Source organism: Bacillus sp. BC08 (assembly GCF_054326875.1).
Map to the genome: position 1 here is coordinate 24,463 of NZ_JBTGPA010000006.1, position 24,207 is coordinate 48,669.

Consider the following 24,207-nt stretch of genomic DNA (forward strand, 5'->3'; position numbering starts at 1 on the left):
CACTTTCTACTGATGATGAAAGTGGTGAATTTACCTGTTCATGTAAAAATCACCAACTGTTAGACATAGTATTTTACACATTAGTTCTTCTATGCACGCCGAATTGTATTTTTTTATCTTATATTAGGCATTTATGACTTCTTTTTTTACATCTGGTAGGCCTTTTAATAAATTTTCAGCAATTGTTAACCACTTCGATGTCTCTAAGCCATTTGTTTTCATAACGATTTTCAATTGTGATCCTTCCATCCCTAGACCGATCATACGTCCAAAACTATTTCCAAGCATGAATAATTTTCCACCATCAATATTTTGACTTGCTTGTTCTGAGAACAGAATTGTTACTTCAAATTTATTTTGCTTAATTAACTCAATTTGTTCTTTCATTGCCAATACTTTAATATTTGCAATTTGTAATAAGTAACCAACTTCTTGCGGATAATCACCAAATCTATCTATCATCTCTTCCTGCAACTCTTCAATATCCTCCATTGCAGAAACACCTCTAAACTGTTTATACATCATAATTTTTTGTTTACTATCTGAAATATAAGCATCTGGTAAATATGCATCTACTTCTAAATCAATTTCAACATTAACTGTATTTTCAACCCCATCTGTTCCTCTACGCTGTTCAATTGCATCTTTTAACATTTGAGAATATAGATCAAATCCGACAGAATCAATAAATCCATGCTGTTCGGCACCTAACAAGTTACCTGCACCACGAATAGATAAGTCTCTCATCGCAATTTTGAAACCTGATCCAAGCTCTGTGAACTCTTTAATGGCTTGTAGACGCCTCTCTGCAACTTCTGATAACACTTTGTCTCGTTTGTATGCAAAGTATGCATATGCAACACGATTAGAACGTCCAACACGCCCACGAAGCTGATACAGCTGCGATAATCCCATACGATCTGCATCAAATACAATTAACGTATTTACATTCGGAATATCTACACCCGTCTCAATAATTGTTGTACTTACAAGAACATCATGCTGACCCTCTAAAAACGATAGCATAACAGACTCTAATTCACTTTCGTTCATTTTCCCATGTGCATAAGTTACACGCGCGTCTGGAACTAACATCGAAATTTCATCTGCTTTTCTTTCGATATCCTCCACACGATTATATAGGAAGTAAATTTGCCCACCTCTTGCAAGCTCTCGTTCTATCGCTTCTCGCATTAACGCTGGATTATACTCTACTACATACGTTTGGACTGGGAAACGATTTTCTGGTGGTGTCTCAATAACAGATAAGTCACGCACACCAAGCATAGACATATGGAGTGTACGCGGAATCGGAGTTGCCGTTAATGTTAATACGTCAACATTTGCTTTTAATTGTTTAATTTTTTCTTTATGCGTTACACCAAATCTTTGTTCTTCATCAATAATAAGAAGGCCTAAGTCTTTATAAGTAACATCTTTAGATAAAATACGATGCGTTCCAATTACGATATCTACCGTGCCATCTTTTAAGCCTTTAATTGTTTCATTTTGCTGTTTTCTCGTACGGAATCTACTTAATAATCCTATATTGATTGGGTAATCTTGAAAACGCTCTCGAATTGTTTCATAGTGTTGTTGTGCAAGAATTGTTGTCGGCACTAAAATTGCAACTTGTTTTTCATCCATAATTGCCTTAAATGCCGCACGGATAGCTACTTCTGTCTTTCCATATCCTACATCACCACAAAGAAGCCTATCCATCGGACGTCCGCGTTCCATATCTTTCTTAATCTCTTCAATAGACCGTAATTGATCCTCTGTCTCTTGATACGGGAAAGAAGATTCAAACTCTTGTTGTTCTGCCGTATCTGGTGTATATGCATAACCCTTTGAAGCTTCGCGTTCAGCATATAATTTAATTAGGTCATCCGCAATGTCTTGTACAGATTTTTCAACTTTCGTTTTAACCTTTTTCCAGTCATTTCCACCTAATTTATAAACTTTAGGATCCTTACCTTCAGATCCTACATATTTCTGCACTTGGTCAATTTGTTCAATTGGAACGTATAACTTATCATTGCCTTGATATTTAATATTCAAGTAATCTTTATGAACGCCATTAATCTCTAATGTCTCGATACCTAAGAATTTACCTATACCATGATTTACATGAACTACATAATCTCCAACTTTTAATTCCGAATAACTTTTAATACGTTCGGCATTAGATAACTTTTGCTTACGTTGTGATTTTTTAACTTTCTTATGAAAAAGCTCTTTTTCAGTAATAACAACAAGCTTTTGCATCGGCATTTCAAATCCTGCATGTAAATCACCTACAGCAATTTGTAACCTCCCAGGCAATAATATATCTGTGCCCTCTACGATATCTGCCTCAATATCATAATCACTTAAAATATGTTGTAGTTTTTTTACACGTTCATCATCTGTGCCGAGCACAACCGTCGTAAAATGCCCTTCGTTCCATCTATCAATTTCAGTTTTCAGCAACTGCATCTGCCCATGGAAATCTTGCATTGTTTTACATGTCACATTCACAATGTTTTGCGGATGTGTATGTGCTATATGACGTAAGAATAACGTTAAATATACAAAACTTCTTTTTTTATGATGAAGAAATTCCTCAAACGAGTGTGAGAAAGATAAGTCTTGAATAATTGTACCCTCACCAAGAAGTGAGATATACCATTCCGCCTCTTCCGTTTCAAGATGTGATGCTGTTTCTTGAATACGGGAAATCTCATCTAAAATTACAATACCATCTTCTGGTAAATAATCTATCAGACTAGCAGGTTCGTTATAGAAAATAGATAAATATTTAAACATCTGTTCTATACTTTGCCCGTTTTTTAACATCTCAATTTCATGACTTACCGTCTCAAGCACTGCAGTCTTCAATTTATCATCGGACAGTTTTTGCATCGTCTTAGTCAAGCCTTCCTCAAGACGCTTAATTCCCGACTTCAATTCTTCCTGTGAAAATAAAAATTCTGTTGCTGGACCAAATCTAACGCTGTCTTTTTTATCTTGAGAGCGCTGTTCATCCACATCAAATAATCGAATAGAATCAACTTCTGTGTCGAAAAATTCAATACGAAATGGTAACTCTTCAGTTAATGGATAAATATCTAATATTCCCCCGCGCAAACTGAATTCCCCAGGAGCTTCTACCATCGACTTACGCTCATAACCAATATGATGTAAAGTATGCAAGAATGTATCTAAATCAATCTCTTGCCCTAGATTGATTTCGATTTGCCTTTGCTTCCACAATTCTTTCATTGGTAAAAATCTGCGTAGTCCCGCAACTGGCGCTACAATAATCCCATTCTCTCCTGCCGCTAAACGATTCAATACTTCAATACGTTGCGCCTTCAATTCTGGGCTTGCAACACCAATTTCTGATGCTATCAATTCATTTACTGGGTATAACCACACATCTTTTTCACCAAGTAACGCCACTAAATCTTCATGCACTTTTTGTGCTTGATATAAATTATGCGTCACAATAAGTTGTGATTTTTTTGTTTTTTTATATAAGGCCGCCATTAATAATGAACGAGAAGAGGTTGCCATACCTGATACAAGTTGTTCTTTTAAACCATCTTCTAGTCCATTAATAACCGATTGGATCTCTTCATTTTTATAAAATTGCTCTAATAAACCTATCATTTTCAAAACCCCTCTCAACATAAAGAGCAAGCCACTATATTTTATGCAAATATTTTGGAAAAAGAAAACAGAAAAATGCTTTGGACATGCCAAAGCGACAACATTTTATTGCAGAAATTTTTCATATTCATAATACTCAGGATAAGATGCGAGCGTTTCTTGACACGATTCACAAATCGTTTGTATATATATATTTCCATTCTCATGAAAATGAATCATCTCTACTACTTCTTGCTCTGTTAGTTGAAATAAAACGTCGCTATATACTTTTTCTGCAGTAACGGAGCCTACATTACTCCCGCAATGTCTGCAATAATAATACCCTTCCATACTAGCCTCCTAAAAATCCAATTACTACTAGTATGGGTAAAAATAAAACAAAATATTCCCAATCATACCCTTAACTATTGAAGGTATTCATGATTTGAAGAAAAGGTTTATTTAACCATTCTTCACATGCATCCGCTGCTTTTTCAATAGAATGACCCACATCAGGAATTTCTTCCGATGTAAAACGTCCTAGTACGTAATCTACTACCTTCATGCCATTTTTCGGACGATCAATTCCCATGCGGATGCGTTGAAACTCTTGTGTTCCTAAATGTGAAATTGTTGATTTTACACCATTATGTCCACCAGCACTACCTTTCATACGAAGGCGTAATTTACCTACAGGAATATCTAAATCATCGTACAGGACAACGAAGTCCTCAACATCAATTTTATAGTAATCCATGAGTGGACGAATACTTTCCCCAGATAAATTCATATATGTAAGTGGCTTTAATAAGATTACTTTTTCTCCATTAACAAATCCTGCACCAAATACTCCTTTAAATTTTTGTTCATTCAAAGCAATATTCCAACGCTTTGCAAGTTCATCAATTGCCATAAATCCAATATTATGCCTTGTTAATTCATATTCTCTACCCGGGTTCCCAAGTCCTACTATCAATTTCATTCTTGTACCACTACTTTCTTTTTTCGATACGAAAAGACGTAACCAATCTTGGTTACGTCTCATTCTATCCAATTAATTGAATAATACACTTACAGATTCTTCTTCGTATACACGAATGATTGCTTCTCCGATTAATGGAGCAACTGAAAGCTCATGTACTTTGTCGATTTTCTTCTCTTCCGGTAATACGATAGAGTTCGTTACAACTAACTCTTTAATATTTGAGTTTTGGATACGCTCAATTGCTGGACCAGATAATACTGGGTGTGTACAGCAAGCATATACTTCAGAAGCACCGTTCTCAACAAGAGCGTTTGCCGCTAATGTAATTGTACCAGCTGTATCAATGATGTCATCAATTAAAATTGCTGTTTTACCTTCAATATTACCGATAATGTTCATTACCTCTGATACGTTCGGACGAGGACGACGCTTATCAATAATAGCGATTGGTGCTTTTAGGCGATCCGCCATTTTTCTAGCACGAGTTACCCCACCATGGTCAGGTGACACGATTACGATATCTTTAAGACCTTTTGTTTCAAAGTAATCTGAAAGAATCGGTACACCCATTAAGTGGTCGATTGGGATATCAAAGAACCCTTGAATTTGTGGAGCATGTAAATCTAGAGTGATTACACGAGTTGCACCTGCTGTTTCAAGCAAGTTTGCTACAAGTTTCGATGTAATTGGTTCACGAGAACGCGCTTTACGGTCTTGACGCGCATAACCATAGTAAGGAATAACAATATTAACTGTTTTTGCAGATGCACGCTTTAATGCATCGATCATAATAAGTAATTCCATGATATGTTCGTTTACTGGGAAGCTTGTAGATTGAATAATGAATACATCGCAACCACGGATACTTTCTTCAATGTTAATTTGAACTTCTCCATCACTAAAACGATCAACAGAACATTTTCCTAGTCCTACTCCAATGTGCTTTGCAATTTGCTCCGCAAGTTCCTTATTAGAGTTTAAAGAGAATACTTTCAAATTAGAATTTAGATATTGAGTCGACATCTAGATTAACCCTCCACATTATGATTTTTTCTTATTCAGCAATTGATCAACATAGTCTTCTTTGTTAACTTGACGTGCACGTGCTACAGATAATGCTTTTGATGGAACATTCTCTGTAATTGTAGAGCCTGCTGCCACATAAGCACCATCTTCAACTGTTACAGGAGCAACAAGGTTTGAATTACATCCAATAAATACCCCGTTACCAATCACAGTTTTGAATTTATTCTTACCGTCATAGTTCACCGTAATTGAACCACAACCAAGATTCACGTCTTCTCCAACTTGCGCATCCCCGATATAACTTAAGTGTGAAGCTTTACTTCTATTACCAAAAACAGTTTTTTTGATTTCTACGAAGTTTCCAACGCGTACTTCATCTCCAATAACTGAATCTGGGCGAATATGTGCAAATGGACCAACCGATACTTCTGTACCAAGTTTACTATCATGTACAGTAGATTGACGAATTGTCGTACGATCTCCAATTTCACTATCGCGAATTACTGTATGCGGTCCAATTTCACAATCAGAACCGATTACAGTGTTTCCCTCAATAATTGTTCCTGGATGAAGAACTGTATCACTACCGATAATTGCATCAGCAGAAATATACGTGTTACTTGGATCAATAATCGTAACACCATTTACCATGTTCTTTCGGTTGATACGGTTTTTCATAATGATTTCCGCTTGCGATAGAGCGACTCTGTCGTTAACACCTAACGTTTCATCGAAGTGCTCTGTTTGATAAGCCGATACAATGTGACCTTCATTTTTTAAAATCTCAATAACATCTGGCAGGTAATATTCACCTTGTACGTTATCATTTGAAACTTTAGAAAGCGAAGCGAATAAAGCCTTATTATCAAAACAATACGTACCTGTATTGATTTCTTTAATAGCTAATTCTTTCTCATTTGCATCCTTATGCTCAACAATCTTTTCAACATGACCATTCTCGTTACGAACGATACGACCATATCCAGCAGGCTCTTCTATGTAAGCTGTTAGCACCGTTGCCATTGCCCCTGCTTCTTTATGTTGCTGAAGCAATGATTCCATCGTTTCAGCAGTTATTAGCGGCGTATCACCACAAATAACTAAAGTTGTTCCTTCTTCATTTGCAAGTACACTTGCAGCTTGATCTACAGCATGCGCTGTACCAAGTTGTTCTGCTTGTAATGCAAACTCACTTACGTTTCCTAGCTGTTCTTGTACCATTTCAGCACCATGTCCTACGACTGTTACAAGTTTCTGCAATCCTAATTGAGATACTTGATCGACAACATGTTGTACCATAGGTTTTCCACATACAGGATGAAGCACTTTGTATAGCTTAGACTTCATACGTGTGCCTTTACCTGCAGCTAGAATCACTGCAAATCTGTTTGACATATAGACCCTCCATCGCAACCTATTTATCCATTAACGATATTATCCTAAATCATCATATATTTCAAGAAACACATTTTAACTATTAAATTTTACCATAATTCTCATACGATGTTTTACTCTTTAGTATCTTTTTTAAGAAATAAGCTATACTATTTAAATTGATTTTGAAAAAATTAGAAGTTTTCCTCTTCATTTTAATAAATTCTGAATTTTCCGCACGTGAAATGTATAAAACCACAAAAAAAACAAACTCCTGTAAATGCTTACAGGAGTTTGTTGCAAAATTATAGGGCTTTCTTTAAAAAGCCCTTTTCATTCGAATTTTACGAAGCACCCGCTTCTTCAAACTCAACCTCTTCTAACTCGCCTAAACGATGATACTCTGTTAAAACCGCATCTTGAATTTTAGAGCGTGTACCAGAATTAATTGGATGTGCAATGTCACGGAACTCTCCATCTGGAGTACGTTTACTTGGCATTGCTACAAATAATCCATTATTACCATCAATTACACGAATATCATGAACAACAAATTCATGGTCTAGAGTAATAGAGGCAATTGCTCTCATGCGGCCTTCTGTGTTTACGCGGCGTAATCTTACGTCAGTCACTTCCATCTTGTGTTCACCACCCTTTTCTAAATAAGCGATATATTATAAATTCCACAAAATTTCTATTTTCCCTTTAATTTTTTAAAAATTTTTAAGATAAAAATTTTTAATGTAATTGAATATAGAGATTTGTAGAGGTTATCGCTTACAAAGAACTACTTAACTAGGGCAATTACTTCGATTTCAACTGAAACATCTTTCGGTAATTTTGCTACTTGTACACAAGAACGAGCTGGCTTATGAGTAGAGAAATAAGAGCCGTATACTTCATTAACAGCATTAAAATCATCCATATCTTTTAAGAATACTGTTGTTTTTACTACTGAATCAAATGAAGCACCTGCTTCTTCTAATACCGCTTGTAAATTTTGAAATACTTGCTCTGTTTGTACTGTAACGTCTCCTGCTACAAGCTCTCCACTTGCAGTTAACGGAATTTGTCCTGAACTGTAAAACATATTATTTACAATAATCCCTTGTGAATATGGTCCAATTGCTTGTGGTGCATTGCTTGTTTGAACAACTTTCATGTTTTTTCACCCTTTTATTATTTATTTTTACTCTTTAAAAATAGTGCACGAAAAGCAGTTTGTCCATCTATTTTATAATTTATAAATAGAATAAAAAAAAGATAAAGCGATCTGCTTTACCTTTTTACTCAGCCTCTACAAGCCCTTCATCAAATGGTGCCAGTGAATAATTTCCCTTTTCCACTTGAATCGCTTTTTCTTTCACATCAACTTCTGATAGACGAATTAATGATACAAAATTATTAATTAGCCTTTCTTCAATATCCGTGGATTCTACTAATACACCAATACCAACAACATTAGCCTTAAACTCTTCTAACATACTCATCATACCTTGAATTGTCCCGCCAGCTTTCATGAAGTCATCAATAATTAAAACATTTGATCCTTCTGGAAGGCTACGCTTTGCTAACGTCATTGTTTGAATTCGCTTAGAAGAACCTGATACATAGTTAATACTAACTGTTGGGCCTTCTGTTACCTTATTATCTTTTCTTGCAATTACTACCGGTACATCTAAGTAATTTGCCACCGCATAAGCAAGTGGAATCCCCTTCGTTGCCACCGTCATAACCGCATCAATTGGTTGCCTAGCAAAAACAGAAGCAAACAAACGACCTGCGCCATTAATATGACGAGGATTACTTAAAAGATCTGTCATATATAAGTAACCACCAGGTAAAATACGACCTGGATTTTCAAATAGGCTACAAAGCTCTCCAATAATGAGATCTGCCTCTTCCGCACTTATATATGGTATATATTTCACTCCTCCTGCTGCTCCTGGTATCGTTTGCAATGTGCCGACCCCTTGTTGTTCAAACGTTTGCTTAATAATAACTAAATCTTCACTAATGGAAGACTTAGCTGATTGATACCTTTCAGCAAAAAAAGTGAGAGAAACTAGCTGACGAGGATTTTGTAACAAGTAATACGTCATATCGACTAATCTTGTACTTCGTCTAATTTTCATACTCTCACCTCAAATCACGAATATTCTAAACAAATCATACCGTATTATACGTCTTTATTCAAGCGTTTCTCGCTCTCCCAATAAACGTACTGCATATACTTGTTCACAAAATCCTTTTAATCCGTTATATATACGATGCATTCGCGAATCATGGTGCACAAGGCCAAATACAGTTGGACCACTTCCACTCATTAATACGGCATCCGCCCCAAATCGCTTCATCTGTGCCTTAATACGTGCAACTTCAGGATGCATCGCAAACGTTACATCTTCTAAAACGTTACCAACAGTATCACAAATCCCTTTGTAATCCCCAGAATTTATGACATCAACCATTTTATCCACATTTGGATGTGTAACTCGATTTAACTTTAAATTTCCATACACATCAGCAGTAGATACACCAATATGGGGTTTTGCTAAGATAACCCAACAAGAAGGCGGAGTTTTTATGTGCTCAATTTGCTCTCCTCTTCCAGTGGCAATTGCTGTCCCACCATATACGCAAAACGATACATCTGATCCAATTTCTGCGCCAAGCTCTGCTAACTGGTCAATTGTAAGCCCTAAATTCCATAATTTATTAAGGCCACGTAATGTCGCTGCTGCATCACTACTTCCACCTGCTAATCCAGCTGCTACTGGAATCGTTTTTTCAATAGTAATAGATACGCCTTTTTTTACATTAAACTTCTCTTTTAATAATCTCGCTGCTTGATAAGCTAAATTTCTTTGGTCGTCTGGGACATACCGATTATGGGATAAAATTTCAATACGGTCTTCTGCTAATTCCATTAGTTCTAAACGATCCGCTAAATCAATTGTTGTCATAATCATTTTCACTTCATGATATCCGTCTTGTCTTTTTCCCAGTACATCTAACGACAGATTAATCTTTGCTGGTGCTTTCACTAGTAGCTTCAATCTATTCACCCACTCTATGTACTCAATCTTTTATCGTTTATTTTACCATAAATTTATAGTAAGACGATGACACTTCCCTAATTATAACGAAAAGCATTCAGAATGAAACTACTTATGTAAAATGATGGCACCTTTTAGAGTACAAAAAGCCGAGGAATCACTCCTCGGCTACCGTAGCATAGAAAGTATCTTACAACTACTGGTTTTGTTTCATTAATTGCTGTTCTGCAATTTCTATAGCACGTTTCACCATGTTACCAGCATCTTTCGCACGAATTCCGCCCCAGCCTTCTTTCTGAACAACATCATAAAAGCCTAGCTCTTTTGCAAGCTCTTCTTTAAATTGATTTGACATGACACCTCTTCGTCTACTCAATGCAGAGTCCCTCCTTATTTTGCTACGGTATAAGTAGTATGCAAAATAATATAACTTTTCATTTGTGGGAATATATGTAACGATACATCAATTATAAAATCACTTCATTATGAGGTTCACCATAAAATGTTAACTCTACTGTCTCTGTTAAAACATCCGCATAGCTATACGATACACGTTGCAACGCATCTTCTTGCTGATCCAATTGTACAACAAAAACAGAACGGTACGTTTCTGCCAGTACACCTGATTGTTCTACTGTTTTTCTTCTCCCACTATTTGCCTTTAACATCAGTCTCTGTCCAAGATGGTGATCTAATTCGCTTTTAATTTCATCTAAACGTTTTGACATATACTTCGTTACACCTCGCTGTAATTTAGATTGAACACTTAAAACACGATATATCTATCCCAATTATTAACCGCAACTCACAGACAATATCATTATAAAAGCATTATGCGTTCGAATAGATAGAAGAAATACTATATTGTAAAAGTATCATTATGTAGTCTGTACGTTCTTATCTCTTTTTATCCAAGCTGATTTAAATCCTTTCCATACAAAAAAGCAAGATACGTATGTACCTTGCTTACTCTTCATAATGTTGAAAGGGTAATCCAGTTCGTAAAATCCCCCTCGTCTCAATCCCGCCAAGTCCCTTTTCACCGGTAATCGTATTACGTACAACATCCCATACATTGACTCTCTCCATAAATGACGTAAAACTAATTTTACCCACCACATATACAGGATCTAGTGCGTGAATATTAATTCTAGATGGTGAACTAGCAAAATTAGCGCCTGCTCGAATTAATGCTTCAAAGTGGGATTGACATGCCCCAGCAAAAATAACGAGTTGATCCAATGATGGATATTTTTTTCTCACTTCTCGAACAGCCTGTACAAAATGCCTTGAATGTCTATATGCTGCTAAATCTCCCTTTACCCCTTTTGATTTTGTATATGCATCGTGCCCTGTAATAACTAAAATATCCGGACGAAAATGATCTATTAAATCTACTACCTTTTCATGCATTTCTGTTTCTTTACAATGAATACCTTGTACAGGAACACCAATTTTATTATATAAATCTAAGCACTTGCGCAAATATAACGGGTCTCCATCTATATGCAATACACGTCCTGGCATTTGAAAATAATTCACCTCACTTGTATATCCACCCGTTGAAGTGTGTTCATGCCTTTGTTTCATTAATACATAATCTTGTTGAAACAATCGATACGTACGCTCCATCGTTTCTTTCTCACGCTTCGCTCTTTTTTTATGTTCTCGTTGATCTATACTAATTAAATCTTCAAGTGGCGCATCCGCCACCAGTCTAATTTCCTCCCCAAATAATATAGCTATCTCGCCTTTTATTTCTATAATACGAAAAAGGATATCCCTATTATGAGAATATCGTTCCACTAATTCTCCAACATGTAAAGCCATTCTCCTACCTCCAAACTCGTTAGGCCATCTTACCTGTTTTTAAAGTATGAATGTGGGAGAAGAAAGGTGACAAAAGGGACAGTTCAAGTTGAACTGTCCCTTTTCTATTTTTATGACAATTTATGAAGAACTAATGCATTACTTAATGTTGCAAACTCCTCGATAGATAGCGTTTCGCCTCTTCGTTTTGGATCAATTCCTACTTCTGTTAAAATTCGATCCAACAGCTCTTTATCTTTCGGGAAACCATTTAAATTATTTGATAAATTATTCATTAAAGTTTTACGACGCTGTGCAAAACTCGCTCGTACTACTTCAAAGAAGAATTTCTCATCTGTTACTTCTACAACTGGTTTCGGACGCTTCAGAAGACGAATAATCGCAGAATCAACATTTGGTTGTGGCACAAACACTGTACGCGGTACAGTCATAACCGTTTCTACCTCTGTATAATACTGAATAGCAATGGATAAAGAACCATACTCTTTCGTTCCAGGTTTAGCAGCTAAACGATCTCCCACTTCTTTTTGCATCATAACAACAAATCCACGAACCGGTAATTTCTCTTCAAGCAATTTAAATAAAATTGGCGTTGTAATATAGTACGGTAAATTAGCTACTACCATTACATCTTGCCCTTCCTCAAATTGCTCACTAAACACCTCATGTACATCTGCCTTTAGTACATCTTTATTTATAACTGTAACGTTGCTATATGGAGCTAACGTCTCATCTAAAATCGGTAATAATCTCTGATCAATTTCAAAAGCCACTACTTTTTTAGCACGCTTCGCTAATTGCTCTGTTAACGCACCGATACCTGGTCCAATTTCAATTGCACCACTTTCTGAACCAATTTCAGCGTGATCGACGATACGATTTAATACATTCGTATCAATTAAAAAATTTTGTCCTAAACTTTTTTTGAATGAAAATCCGTACTTTTCAACAATGTCTTTCGTACGATTTGGCGTTGCGATATCCTTCATTTTTTTTCCTCCTGTATGACTTGCTTATAAGCTTCTGCAAATGCTTCTTTTGAAACTTGAAACATTTGTAAACGTTTATGTAACTGTTTTGCATTTGTATAACCAATCTTTAATAGCTTACCCATTCTTTCTCTGCGACTCTTTGCCATTTCTCCGCCCACTAAGCCTGCATCGACTAGATCGCTCCAACTAATTTCACTTGTGTAAGCTTCCATTTCTTCATGTATATTCTCTAAAGCACGGCGAATTGATTCATTAGAAGCATGCTCGATTCCGACACCTTTTTTCCTTTTAGCAAGTGCTTCTTCCTTCGGTAAAAAGGCATGTTTACATCCAGGAACCTTATCAGAAATAATTTTCCGAATACGCTCTCCAGGATAATCCGGATCTGTAAAAATAATAACGCCTCGTTTTTGCAGCGCTAATTTAACTTGCTCAATAACATGATCACCGATTGCTGAACCGTTCGTTTCAATTGTATCCGCATCAACAGCACGCTTAATCGCAACTGTATCATCTTTACCTTCTACAACGATAATCTCTTTAATTTTCATGCTTGCCTCCACACTCGTTTCGTCTCTACTTAGTAAAACAAAAAAATGACGACTTTTCCATTATTATTTTCCCCATTCTTACATTTTAAAAAATAGAATGTCCAAAACTTTGTTCTCTCTCCTTATTGTAGCACTTCCTCATTCGCCTTTATTTTCTCTATCACTCCCGCTATTTTTTCACAAAAATAAAAAAAGAATGGGTTCTCCCACTCCTTTTTATTCAACACCAAATAAAACTTTTGCATTTTTTGTTGTTACTGCTGCTACTTCCTCATAAGAAATTCCTTTTAAGTTTGCAATTTCTTCTGCTACGAGTTTTACATAACTCGGTTCATTTCGTTTCCCTCGAAATGGATGTGGTGTTAAATATGGACAGTCCGTCTCTATTAACAATTTCTCTAACGGAATCTCCGCAGCAACCTCTTTCGGTTTCTTAGCATTTTTAAATGTAACTGGTCCGCCTAACGAAATTAAAAAGTTCATATCAACACATTGCTCTGCTACTTCTACGCTGCCACTAAAGCAATGCATAATGCCTCCCACTTCAGCCGCATTCTCTTCTTCTAGAATATCAACAATATCTTGAGTTGCATCGCGGTTATGTATAATAATCGGCAATTTCACCTTTTTGGCTAATGTAATTTGTTTACGGAATACTTCCTTCTGTATTTCTTTTGGAGACTTATCCCAGTGATAATCTAATCCCATTTCTCCAAGTGCAACAACTTTAGGATGGGAAGCAAGTTCTTCTAACCAAGCTAAATGTTCTTCCGTCATGTCGATTGCATCAACTGGATGCCATCCAACTGCAGCGTAAATAAAATCATAAGTTTCAGCTAATTCAATCGCCTTTTTGATCGTTACTTCATCAAAACCAACAACAACTGTATAAGTAACTCCCGCTTCTTTCATTCGTGCAATGACTTCTTGCAAATCTTCTTCAAATTGCTCTGCATTCAAATGTGAATGTGTATCAAACAACATCATACATAACTCCTTTTATATTGAAATCAAGTTTATTCTACACAAATAAGCCCTTTACTAACTTAACGATAACAATACTACAATCTTAATGCAAAAATTGAGAGTGTAAAAAGAAAAAAGACGCTTCACACATGTTACACGTGAAACATCTCTTTTCTTGTCTTAATTACTTGATTTTTGTACCATTTGGTAGATTTTGGTCAATTGTTGCTAATGACAATACGCCATTCTCTTCACCCGCTAAAATCATACCTTGTGATAATTCACCACGTAGTTTTACAGGTTTTAAGTTTGTTACACAAATAACCTTTTTACCTTTTAGGTCTTCTGGCGAATAGAATTTTGCAATTCCAGAAACAACTTGGCGCTTTTCTGTACCTAAATCTAGCTGGATTTTTAACAACTTATCTGCTTTTTTCACAGGCTCAGCAGATAGTACTTCAGCTACGCGTAATTCTACTTTAAAGAAATCATCAATTGTAATTTCTTCTGCCTTCGGTTCTTCTTCTTTTTTCTCTTCTACTTTAGGAGCAGAGGCTTTCATTTGTTCTTTAATGTACTCTACCTCTACTTCCATTTCTAAACGTGGGAAAATCGGTTGTCCCTTTTCTACTTTTGTTCCAGCTGGAATACAGCCAACTGTAGATAGACTTTCCCAAGACTTATGTGCTTCATCAGTAAGGCCAAGCTGAGCAAACATCTTGCTTGGTGCTACTGTTAAGAATGGCATAAGCATAATACCTGTTTGACGAAGTACTTCTGCTAAATGGGCCATTACAGAAGCTAACTTTTCACGATCATTCTCATCTTTTGCTAGTACCCAAGGTTGTGTTTCATCAATATATTTATTCGTACGGCTAACCAATTGCCAAATTGAGCTTAACGCTACAGAGAATTCCATATTCTCCATTGCTTCTTCTACTTTTTTCAATGTATCCTGTGCAAACATTACTAACGTTTCATCGAATTCCGTTACATTTGCTTTAAATGCAGGGATTTCTCCGTTAAAGTACTTATCAATCATAGCTACTGTACGATTTAATAAGTTACCTAAGTCATTTGCTAAATCGAAATTAATACGCTCCACGAATCCTTCTGGTGTGAATACGCCATCAGATCCGAATGGAACTTCACGAAGTAAGTAATAACGTAATGCATCTAATCCGTAACGATCGATTAAAGTAACTGGATCTACTACGTTCCCTTTTGACTTACTCATCTTTCCATCCTTCATTAAAATCCAACCATGAGCAAAGACTTTTTTCGGAAGAGGTAAGTCTAATGCCATTAAAATGATTGGCCAATAAATTGTATGGAAACGAACGATTTCTTTTCCAACTAAATGCACATCAGCTGGCCAGAACTTCTTATACATCTCTTCATTTTCTGTTCCATAACCTAATGCTGTAATGTAGTTAGATAATGCGTCAACCCATACGTAAATAACGTGTTTTGGGTTACCTGGAACACGAACTCCCCAGTCAAATGAAGTACGAGAAACCGCTAAATCTTCTAAGCCTGGTTTAATGAAGTTATTAATCATTTCATTCTTGCGAGACTCTGGCTGAATGAAATGTGGATTATCTTCATAGAATTTTAATAGTCTGTCGACATATTTACCCATTCTAAAGAAATACGATTCTTCACGAACAAGTTCTACATCATGACCACTATCTGGGCTTTTTCCTCCAACTACTTTGTCACCTTCCATAATTGGATCTACTAATTGATGCGCTGTATAGAATGTCTCATCTTGTACAGAATACCAACCTTCATATTCATCAAGATAAATATCACCTTGATCTACTAGTTGCTTGAAGATTTTTTCAACAACATCTTTATGACGATCTTCAGTTGTACGAATAAAATCATCATAAGAGATATCCATCTTCTCCCAAAGTTCTTTAATTCCTGCAACGATATTATCCACATATGCTTGTGGTGTCACGTTTAATTCTTCTGCTTTCTTTTGGATCTTCTGTCCATGCTCATCAGTTCCTGTTAAATAATGAACATTATATCCTTGCATACGCTTATATCGTGCCATCGCATCTCCTGCTACTGTTGTATAAGCATGTCCAATGTGTAATTTTCCACTTGGATAATAAATTGGGGTAGTAATATAAAAGGACTTGTTTTCCTCTGTCATTGTTTTGGACCTCCCGGATAACCTCATATGTATTTATAAACAGTATATCAAAAACTTATATATAAAGTGAAACTTTAATCTGTGGGGTTTTGTTCACTCCCGCGGATTATTAGCCCGCACCAATCGGGCTTTTACGAGCAGCCCGATCTCCACTTGACTTCTTTCCTCCAATCGAGTTTTGAAGTGGGAATCTTACTGCTCGTTAACATGGGATAAAAAACGAGTTAATACCTAGTGTCTTTATCATCTATTACTCATATTTCAAGAAAATATACAATCCTCACTTACAATTTATAAATTTTTCAGAAAATAAAGTTAAATAATAGTAGAAATTACTCGCATTCTATTATATATAAGAAGTAAGAAATCTATAAATCTTTTTAAAAAATATAGAATTTAAGAATTGACGGAAATGTAAATGATTGGTATCATATGTCCATAGGGTATTTTGTCGAAAAATGACGAATCTAGAAAATAGACTCGAAACTTATAAACTATTTCTTTAGGAGGAAAAGAATTATGAAATCTACTGGTATCGTTCGTAAAGTTGATGAATTAGGTCGTGTAGTAATTCCAATCGAATTACGCCGTACTTTAGGTATTGCAGAAAAGGATGCTCTTGAAATCTACGTTGATGACGAGAAAATCATCTTAAAAAAATATAAGCCAAACATGACTTGCCAAGTAACTGGTGAAGTATCTGATGGTAACCTATCTTTAGCTGAAGGTAAAATTATCTTAAGCAAAGAAGGCGCTGAGCAAATCTTAAACGAACTTCAAGATTATATCGAAACAGCAAAATAAGCTTCTCAATTATGAGAAGCTTATTTTTTATCGACATGATAGGTTTGATATACGTCCCGTTTCGACAAATCTCGATCTTTAGCGACTGTTTTTATCGCCTCTTTTGAATTCATACCTTTTTCATTTATATAATGTTCAATATGATCATATACCGAAATAGATTCCCACCATTGTTCTTCTGGGGCAGGTTCTTCCATTGAACCAGCTACTAAAATACAAAACTCGCCACGAACTTCATTTTGTTTCGTCCACTCAATTGCTTCCTCGACTGTTCCACGAATAAATTCCTCGAATTTTTTCGTTAACTCTCGACATAATACAATTTCTCTATTTCCCAACACTTCTTGCATCGAGATTAAAGTATCATCTAAACGATGAGGCGCTTCATAAAACATCATTGTAGTTTGTACATAACGAAGCTTCTCTAACTCCATTTTTCTTTCTTTTTTATTTCTTTGTAAAAATCCATAGAAATAAAATTGTTTTGTTTCAAGGCCTGACGCAATTAACGCTGTAAGGGCCGCATTTGCCCCAGGAAGCGGGATAACATGATACTGTTCCGCTACAGCCTCTACAACAATATCGTAACCCGGATCGGAAATACAAGGCATACCAGCATCACTAACAAGTGCTACTGTCTTTCCTTCGTCTAACTTATCTAATATTTTCTTCCCACTTACTGCCTTATTATGCTCATGGTAACTCATAACAGGTGTTTCAATTTCGAAGTAATTACAAAGTTTTTTCGTTTGTCTCGTATCTTCAGCAGCAATTAAATCAGCTTCTTTTAAAATTCGGATTGCACGAAATGTCATATCTTCTAAATTTCCAATAGGAGTTGGTACTAAATATAAAACTCCCTTTTCATTTTGTTGAAAGCTTTTTTGTTGCCACATAGCGTTCTCCTTTTTGCATATATTCTTCTTTTTGTTTTCTATTTAATTGCTTAAAATAGTACTCTGCTTGCATCGCTGTACGCTTATCTTCATGAAATTCTACATATTTTAAAACAACAGGAAGTCTAGCACGCGTATACCTAGCTCCCTTTCCGCTATTATGCGTCTGAATCCGCTTCTCTATATGATTTGTATATCCAGCATAATAACTTCCGTCAGAGCACTCTACTACATAAAAACAATGCTTATTCTTCTCCATATAAAATTGAACGAATCTCCTTTGTATATTCATTATTTTCTTCATATACAAAAAGAGGTGGCAATATTTTCAAATCTGCGTTTCCGTCCTTAATTCCTTCAATTAACAACGTATTTGCTTCTTTCCCTGCCTTTGGATAAACAAACCGTACACGTTTTGGTTCAATTTTGTATTTACGCATTAATGTAACAATATCTAGTAAACGGCCGGGGCGATGTACAAATGCTACTTTCCCGCCTTGCTTTACTAGCTGACTACTTGCAGATACAACATCCTCTAATGTACACATAATTTCATGACGAGCTATCGCTAAATGTTCATTCATATTTTTCTCAGACGTTGCAGGTGTTTGAAAATAAGGCGGATTACATGTGACAACGTCATATTGATGACGTCCAAGTTTCTCCGGCATATCTTTCAAATCCCCGTGTATTAATTGAATTCTTTCTTCTAACTTATTGTATTGAACGCTTCTGATTCCCATATCATATAAACGTTCTTGAATTTCCACACCTGTAATATTTCCTTTCGTTCTTGTACTTAATAGAAGGGGCACAACTGCATTACCTGTACACAAATCAAGTAAATTACCTTTTTGAATTGGTACCCAAGCAAAGTCTGCAAGTAAAACAGCATCTAACGAGAAATTGAATACTGATGGGCTTTGTACAATCTTCATATCTTGCGCTAATAAGTAATCTAAACGTTCATCTTCATATAAATTCATATGTTACTCCTTTTCTTACACTTAACCTACCCTATTTCATCTTCTACTAATAAAAAACATATTTCATTCTACTCTCATGTATAAAAAATTACCTTTCCAATTATCATTGGAAAGGTAATTTCACTTTTTATTTAAAAATGACAGGCAGAATAAACAATCTCCCTCTTTACGTACACTTCCATAATGCAGATTACAAATATGAAAACCTTCTTGATATAGTCTTGCTAAATTATCGTAGCCTTCACCAATATCAGCTGTCTTCGGCTTCACTTCTTTACGTTTTTGAGTTTTTTGTTTTTCTTTAATCTGCACTTCTTCAAAACGGTGTCGCAAATTTTCATTTTCCATTTTTATATGTTGGTTTTCTTCCAACAACTCTGCAAGATGTTGTTTTAATTCTCCCAACTGTTTGTATAAATGTCCAATTTGCTCTTCCATACTAGAAACCGATGCAAAAATATCTTTTTTCTCCACAAGCACCCACCTCATTAATCTGTGGTTTGACTCGAAACGACCCCTTTATTCACTAACTCATCTAACGTATATTCTACTATCCGTTCCTTGTCTACTAGTTCCACTTGAATTAATCTTTCTAAAATATTTAATCCGATAACACGGCCAGTACCATGCGGGGTTTGTATACGTTGATCTAAATCAGGAAGTTGTTCCTTTGCTGCCTCGTATTCATCATTCTCATATTTTAAGCAACACATTAAACGACCACATAAACCAGAGATTTTTGCAGGATTTAATGATAAATTTTGATCCTTTGCCATCTTAATAGATACAGGTTCAAAATCACCTAAAAAAGTAGAACAACAAAGCATACGACCACACGGACCAATACCACCAAGCATCTTCGCTTCATCACGAACACCGATTTGTCTTAGTTCAATTCTTGTCCTAAAAATTGCTGCTAAGTCCTTCACCAGTTCTCGGAAATCAATCCGACCATCCGCAGTAAAGTAGAAAATAATCTTATTGCGATCGAACGTATACTCTACATCTACAAGTTTCATATCAAGATTATGCTCTACTACCTTTTGCTGACAAACTTGATATGCTTCTTTTGCAGCATGTTTGTTCTCTTCAACAATGGTACGATCATTTTCATTTGCAATACGAATAACCTTTTTTAGCGGTAATACAACGTCGTTTTCATCAACTTGCTTTTTGGTAATAACTACTTTTCCGTATTCAATACCTCTTACCGTTTCTACAATTACAAACTCATTTTCAGAGATATCGAACTGGTTCGGATCAAAATAGTACACCTTTCCGGCCTTCTTAAAGCGAACACCTACTACATCATACAAAACGGTCATCCCTCCTGCAACCGCAACACTAACTGTTCGAACACAAGCTGCGCATTTACATTAGCGTTGATTCTATTTTTTGCCTCTAATATATTAAAGAGAGCTGATACAATGCGCTTCTGAGCATAGGAGAAAGATTCAAACATCTCTTTCTGCTCATGAAAAACAAGACGATCTTCTTCTCCAAGTTGAACATATAATAAATCCTTATAAATAAGGAGTAACATATCTAAACCTTGCTGTAATTGTTCTTTCTCTCCAAAGTGTTTTCCCCATTTTTCTTGTACAAAAAAAATAGAGGCTTTATCCTTTTCGAGCGCTTCACATAATTTTATCACTAAAGCTCGTGCTTGTGCAAACCATTCATCACTACATAAAGCTAAAGCTTCATCAAAACTATTCGTGAGTTGTGCAGCAAGTGTTGATAAAGATGCCGTAATACCTTCATCCTGTAATCTTCTAATTAAAGATTCCGTAGGTAATGGTCTAAATGTAACGACTTGACAGCGAGATAAAATCGTATTTAAAATTTGATGACTTTGTTCAGTAAGTAAAATAGCTGTTGTATCACTACTCGGTTCTTCTAAAAATTTCAAGAGTGTATTCGCTGCATTTGCTGTCATGCGGTCTGCGTGCTCAATAATATATACTTTTTTATTTGCCTCTAATCCTGTTTTTGAAAACTCTTCTTGTAAATCATGAATTTGTTGCTTCTTAATAGATAATCCGTCTGGTTTTACAATATGTAAGTTTGGGTGGTTACCTGAATCAATTCGCTTACAATTTGTACATACATGACAAGGCTCTACCCCATTCCGCTGAGAACAGAGGAAACTCTTCGCCATTTGAATTGCCGTCGCAAACTTTCCTGTCCCTTTCCCTCCCTCTAACAAGTAAGCGTGGGATATACGCTCTTTTGCAATGCTATTCATCAACATTTTTACACCGATGGGTTGTATAGCAGAAAGCTGCTCCCACGTCTTCGTCATAATGCATACCTCACTTATTTCATTCTTTCCTTCTATTATAACAATTTATCTTCTATAATCTGAACAACTTCTTCTATAAGTTTTTCCATTGGTTGATCAGCATTTACTAATACAATACGATCTGAGAAACGTTCTACAACTTGTAAATATCCTTCACGCACACGTTTATGGAAAGAGATATCTTCCATATCTAATCGATTCACTTCACGTCCTGCATCTTTTTCAATTCGAGCTAAACCAATCTCTGGTTCAATGTCTAAGTAAATCGTTAAACTAGGCATACAGTCCTCTGTTGCGAAACGATTGATTTCAAATACTTTATCCATACCTAATCCTCTTGCATATCCTTGATACGCTAAAGAGCTATCTATGAAACGATCACATAATACAAGGTAGTCCTCGTTAAGCGCTGGCATAACTTTTTCCACCAAATGCTGTCTACGTGCAGCAGCATACAGAAGCGCCTCTGTGCGTGCTTCCATCATCGTGTATTCTTGTTTATGTAAAATCGTTCTAATATCCTCAGAAATCGCAATACCACCTGGTTCTCTCGTCGCCATTACCTTTTGTTCTTTTTGTTCAAAGTATGGCAATAAACTTTGAATTAACGTTGTCTTACCAGAACCTTCTGGACCTTCAATTGTTACAAATAATCCCTTCATCCTAAAACCCACTTTCTATATCATACACTTTCATATATTTCGTACTGCCTTGAAAACGAGCGCCTGCTTTCTCTAAATACATAATTTGCTCTTTATGTTCTGAAGTAATTCTTTCCCCATACATAATCAATGGAATTCCAGGTGGATACGGAATCACCATTTCTGCCGCTATCATCCCAACTGCTTCCTCTACAGATACTACTTTTGTTTCATATCCCTCCAGTTGTTTATATGTATACGGTAAAGGAGAAATTTCCCCTTTATAAGTATAACGAATAGATTCCTTCTTGTCTTTCACCTCATAATATTGCAATGCCACTCGAATCATCTCTATAGCCTTCATATACTCCTTATTTACTTGCAAGGGCAAAATAAATAGGACATTATATGGATCCGCCATTTCTGTATATATACCGACCTTTTCAAATACAGACTGTAATTCGTATCCTGATAACTGACAACGTGTCTGTACGGTTACCTTTAACTCGTCTTGTAATGGATATTGTAAAATAGCTATTTGTGGGATAGAACACAATTTTTCTTTAAATTCCCGTAAAAACTCGACAATTTCATCCTGTCCCTTTTCTTTTATACGCGCTATTGTAAAGCGTGCAATATCAAGAGAAGTCATAATTGGATACGATGGACTACTCGATTGTAGCATACTTAAATAGGTAGAAACTTTTTCTTCTTTTACTAGGCGACTATTTATATGTAAATAAGATCCCATCGTCATCGCGGGTAATGTTTTATGTGCAGAATGAACTACAACATCTGCACCATATGCTAATGCTGACTTTGGAAATGCCCCTCCTAAACAAAAATGAGCACCATGTGCCTCATCTACTAAAACGGGGATTTTATGTGCATGTGCATAAGCGATGCTTGCCTCTAGATTCATCCCCATACCATAATAATTAGGATGCGTTAAAATGAGTGCTTTAGCATTTGGATATTTTTCAATTGCCTTCTTAATAATTTCATCATGAATTCCCACTGGTACATTATAAGTTTCATCAATCCATGGATCTAAAAAAATTGGATTTGCTCCCGCTAATTTTAAACCATTAATAATTGATTTATGACAATTTCTTTGTACAAGAACAATATCATGTTCCCCGCAACAAGACAAAATCATTGCTAAGTTCCCTACTGTTGAACCATTAATTAAAAAATAACTTTTTTCTACTTCATATACATCAGCTAATAATTGTTGTGCCTCATCTATACATTCAAACGGACTATGTAAATCATCTAATCCTGACAACTCAGTTACATCGATAGATAGTATATCTTTAAACTCCTCTACTGCCTCCTGAGGGAAGTTTAAACCATTTTTATGACCTGGAACATGAAAGGACAACGGTCCTCTTTCTTTAAACTCTATTAATGCCTCATATAAAGGTATGCGATTTTGATTCATCTATATCTCTTCCTTATTATTTCATTCTTTCTCTATTATACAGAACAAAAAAAATAATAGGCATATGCCTATTTAAAAATATGATACTTCTAATTTCCGAAGCTGTTTTAAATAATATATATACTTCGGATCATTTGTCTCCGTATTTACCATATCTTTTTCACATTCATAACATATTAAATTATTATAAACATATATCCCTTCTTTTCTTTCTGTCTCACAAACAATACAAACTTCATTTTTTGATTTCATATCCTTCCCTCCCTATTTACAATGGACATATTTTATACTCCTATTCCTTAACAATTTACAGAAAAATATACATCAATTTCTTATATAATATGATTAATCCTTGGGCAACGTGTTTGTATTATCATTACTTCTTTTTACGTACTGTTTAAAAACACAAAAAAACACAAGTCAAAAGACTTGTGTTTTTAATTGCTTGGCGACGTCCTACTCTCACAGGGACAAGGTCCCAACTACCATCGGCGCTAGAGAGCTTAACTTCCGTGTTCGGTATGGGAACGGGTGTGACCTCTCTGCCA

26 protein-coding genes and 1 rRNA gene are annotated in these 24,207 nt (G+C 35.7%); 1 reads left to right on the plus strand and 26 read right to left on the minus strand.

Features of this window, described 5'->3' with window-relative positions; genetic code table 11:
• Positions 1 to 123: 123 nt before the first annotated feature.
• From mfd to metG, 16 genes are all read right to left on the minus strand, one after another.
• The gene (gene mfd, locus ACXVYO_RS00260; protein WP_458465733.1) at positions 124 to 3,654 is read right to left on the minus strand and encodes a transcription-repair coupling factor; all 3,531 of its coding nucleotides are present in this window, start codon (positions 3,652 to 3,654) and stop codon (positions 124 to 126) included.
• A gap of 105 nt (positions 3,655 to 3,759) precedes the next feature.
• A complete protein-coding gene (locus ACXVYO_RS00265) occupies positions 3,760 to 3,984 on the minus strand; it encodes an anti-sigma-F factor Fin (RefSeq protein ID WP_000399442.1) in 225 nt (74 codons plus the stop codon).
• 70 nt (positions 3,985 to 4,054) lie between these two features.
• On the minus strand, positions 4,055 to 4,615 hold the full coding sequence (pth, locus tag ACXVYO_RS00270; RefSeq protein ID WP_458465740.1) for an aminoacyl-tRNA hydrolase: 561 nt from the start codon (positions 4,613 to 4,615) through the stop codon (positions 4,055 to 4,057).
• Between the two features lie 72 nt (positions 4,616 to 4,687).
• Positions 4,688 to 5,641, minus strand: coding sequence for a ribose-phosphate diphosphokinase (locus ACXVYO_RS00275; RefSeq protein WP_000107421.1), 954 nt, complete (start codon positions 5,639 to 5,641; stop codon positions 4,688 to 4,690).
• 18 nt (positions 5,642 to 5,659) lie between these two features.
• Positions 5,660 to 7,039, minus strand: coding sequence for a bifunctional UDP-N-acetylglucosamine diphosphorylase/glucosamine-1-phosphate N-acetyltransferase GlmU (gene glmU / locus ACXVYO_RS00280; RefSeq protein ID WP_061678915.1), 1,380 nt, complete (start codon positions 7,037 to 7,039; stop codon positions 5,660 to 5,662).
• 323 nt (positions 7,040 to 7,362) lie between these two features.
• Positions 7,363 to 7,656: a septation regulator SpoVG gene (spoVG, locus tag ACXVYO_RS00285; RefSeq protein WP_000454041.1), complete on the minus strand. Its 294-nt coding sequence runs from the start codon at positions 7,654 to 7,656 to the stop codon at positions 7,363 to 7,365.
• 149 nt (positions 7,657 to 7,805) lie between these two features.
• Entirely contained in the window at positions 7,806 to 8,180 is a 375-nt protein-coding gene (locus ACXVYO_RS00290; protein ID WP_000869825.1) for a RidA family protein, read from the minus strand.
• 124 nt (positions 8,181 to 8,304) lie between these two features.
• Positions 8,305 to 9,153: a pur operon repressor gene (purR, locus tag ACXVYO_RS00295; protein ID WP_061678916.1), complete on the minus strand. Its 849-nt coding sequence runs from the start codon at positions 9,151 to 9,153 to the stop codon at positions 8,305 to 8,307.
• A gap of 54 nt (positions 9,154 to 9,207) precedes the next feature.
• Positions 9,208 to 10,077 carry a 4-(cytidine 5'-diphospho)-2-C-methyl-D-erythritol kinase gene (gene ispE, locus ACXVYO_RS00300; RefSeq protein ID WP_458465734.1) on the minus strand — a complete coding sequence of 290 codons (870 nt, stop codon included), beginning with the start codon at positions 10,075 to 10,077 and terminating at the stop codon, positions 9,208 to 9,210.
• A 196-nt stretch (positions 10,078 to 10,273) separates the two neighbouring features.
• Positions 10,274 to 10,453, minus strand: coding sequence for an acid-soluble spore protein SspF (sspF, locus tag ACXVYO_RS00305; RefSeq protein WP_001985066.1), 180 nt, complete (start codon positions 10,451 to 10,453; stop codon positions 10,274 to 10,276).
• Positions 10,454 to 10,544: 91 nt separating this feature from the next.
• Positions 10,545 to 10,805 carry a biofilm formation stimulator Veg gene (gene veg, locus ACXVYO_RS00310; RefSeq protein ID WP_000044349.1) on the minus strand — a complete coding sequence of 87 codons (261 nt, stop codon included), beginning with the start codon at positions 10,803 to 10,805 and terminating at the stop codon, positions 10,545 to 10,547.
• A gap of 238 nt (positions 10,806 to 11,043) precedes the next feature.
• Positions 11,044 to 11,907, minus strand: coding sequence for a sporulation peptidase YabG (gene yabG, locus ACXVYO_RS00315; RefSeq protein ID WP_001173738.1), 864 nt, complete (start codon positions 11,905 to 11,907; stop codon positions 11,044 to 11,046).
• 110 nt (positions 11,908 to 12,017) lie between these two features.
• Positions 12,018 to 12,896, minus strand: a complete 879-nt coding sequence (rsmA, locus tag ACXVYO_RS00320; protein WP_098655260.1) for a 16S rRNA (adenine(1518)-N(6)/adenine(1519)-N(6))-dimethyltransferase RsmA — start codon at positions 12,894 to 12,896, stop codon at positions 12,018 to 12,020.
• Positions 12,893 to 13,450: a ribonuclease M5 gene (rnmV, locus tag ACXVYO_RS00325; protein WP_000692828.1), complete on the minus strand. Its 558-nt coding sequence runs from the start codon at positions 13,448 to 13,450 to the stop codon at positions 12,893 to 12,895. The genes rsmA and rnmV overlap by 4 nt, the downstream gene beginning before the upstream one ends.
• A gap of 216 nt (positions 13,451 to 13,666) precedes the next feature.
• Entirely contained in the window at positions 13,667 to 14,434 is a 768-nt protein-coding gene (locus tag ACXVYO_RS00330; RefSeq protein ID WP_458465735.1) for a TatD family hydrolase, read from the minus strand.
• Between the two features lie 166 nt (positions 14,435 to 14,600).
• Positions 14,601 to 16,583, minus strand: a complete 1,983-nt coding sequence (gene metG / locus ACXVYO_RS00335; RefSeq protein WP_458465736.1) for a methionine--tRNA ligase — start codon at positions 16,581 to 16,583, stop codon at positions 14,601 to 14,603.
• A 519-nt stretch (positions 16,584 to 17,102) separates the two neighbouring features.
• Between metG and ACXVYO_RS00340 the strand changes: the two genes are divergently transcribed.
• The gene (locus ACXVYO_RS00340) at positions 17,103 to 17,387 is read left to right on the plus strand and encodes an AbrB/MazE/SpoVT family DNA-binding domain-containing protein (RefSeq protein WP_000843036.1); all 285 of its coding nucleotides are present in this window, start codon (positions 17,103 to 17,105) and stop codon (positions 17,385 to 17,387) included.
• A gap of 20 nt (positions 17,388 to 17,407) precedes the next feature.
• On the opposite strand, the gene rsmI is transcribed toward ACXVYO_RS00340, so the two are convergent.
• The 10 genes from rsmI to rrf all read right to left on the minus strand — a co-directional run.
• On the minus strand, positions 17,408 to 18,283 hold the full coding sequence (gene rsmI / locus ACXVYO_RS00345; protein WP_458465737.1) for a 16S rRNA (cytidine(1402)-2'-O)-methyltransferase: 876 nt from the start codon (positions 18,281 to 18,283) through the stop codon (positions 17,408 to 17,410).
• The gene (locus ACXVYO_RS00350; RefSeq protein ID WP_000414344.1) at positions 18,252 to 18,542 is read right to left on the minus strand and encodes a GIY-YIG nuclease family protein; all 291 of its coding nucleotides are present in this window, start codon (positions 18,540 to 18,542) and stop codon (positions 18,252 to 18,254) included. Before ACXVYO_RS00350 ends, rsmI begins: the two co-directional genes overlap by 32 nt.
• The gene (locus ACXVYO_RS00355) at positions 18,529 to 19,269 is read right to left on the minus strand and encodes a tRNA1(Val) (adenine(37)-N6)-methyltransferase (protein WP_458465738.1); all 741 of its coding nucleotides are present in this window, start codon (positions 19,267 to 19,269) and stop codon (positions 18,529 to 18,531) included. The genes ACXVYO_RS00350 and ACXVYO_RS00355 overlap by 14 nt, the downstream gene beginning before the upstream one ends.
• A gap of 120 nt (positions 19,270 to 19,389) precedes the next feature.
• Complete coding sequence (gene yabA, locus ACXVYO_RS00360; protein ID WP_000412055.1) at positions 19,390 to 19,743, minus strand: DNA replication initiation control protein YabA; 354 nt, start codon at positions 19,741 to 19,743, stop codon at positions 19,390 to 19,392.
• Between the two features lie 14 nt (positions 19,744 to 19,757).
• A complete protein-coding gene (locus tag ACXVYO_RS00365) occupies positions 19,758 to 20,585 on the minus strand; it encodes a PSP1 domain-containing protein (protein WP_000272429.1) in 828 nt (275 codons plus the stop codon).
• Positions 20,586 to 20,590: 5 nt separating this feature from the next.
• Positions 20,591 to 21,574, minus strand: coding sequence for a DNA polymerase III subunit delta' (holB, locus tag ACXVYO_RS00370; RefSeq protein ID WP_000169570.1), 984 nt, complete (start codon positions 21,572 to 21,574; stop codon positions 20,591 to 20,593).
• Between the two features lie 35 nt (positions 21,575 to 21,609).
• The gene (gene tmk, locus ACXVYO_RS00375) at positions 21,610 to 22,236 is read right to left on the minus strand and encodes a dTMP kinase (protein ID WP_061678924.1); all 627 of its coding nucleotides are present in this window, start codon (positions 22,234 to 22,236) and stop codon (positions 21,610 to 21,612) included.
• 1 nt (position 22,237) lies between these two features.
• Positions 22,238 to 23,659: an aminotransferase class I/II-fold pyridoxal phosphate-dependent enzyme gene (locus ACXVYO_RS00380; RefSeq protein WP_458465739.1), complete on the minus strand. Its 1,422-nt coding sequence runs from the start codon at positions 23,657 to 23,659 to the stop codon at positions 22,238 to 22,240.
• 72 nt (positions 23,660 to 23,731) lie between these two features.
• On the minus strand, positions 23,732 to 23,911 hold the full coding sequence (locus tag ACXVYO_RS00385; protein ID WP_061678926.1) for a sigma factor G inhibitor Gin: 180 nt from the start codon (positions 23,909 to 23,911) through the stop codon (positions 23,732 to 23,734).
• A 191-nt stretch (positions 23,912 to 24,102) separates the two neighbouring features.
• Positions 24,103 to 24,207 (minus strand): 5S ribosomal RNA (gene rrf / locus ACXVYO_RS00390); the annotation flags it as partial.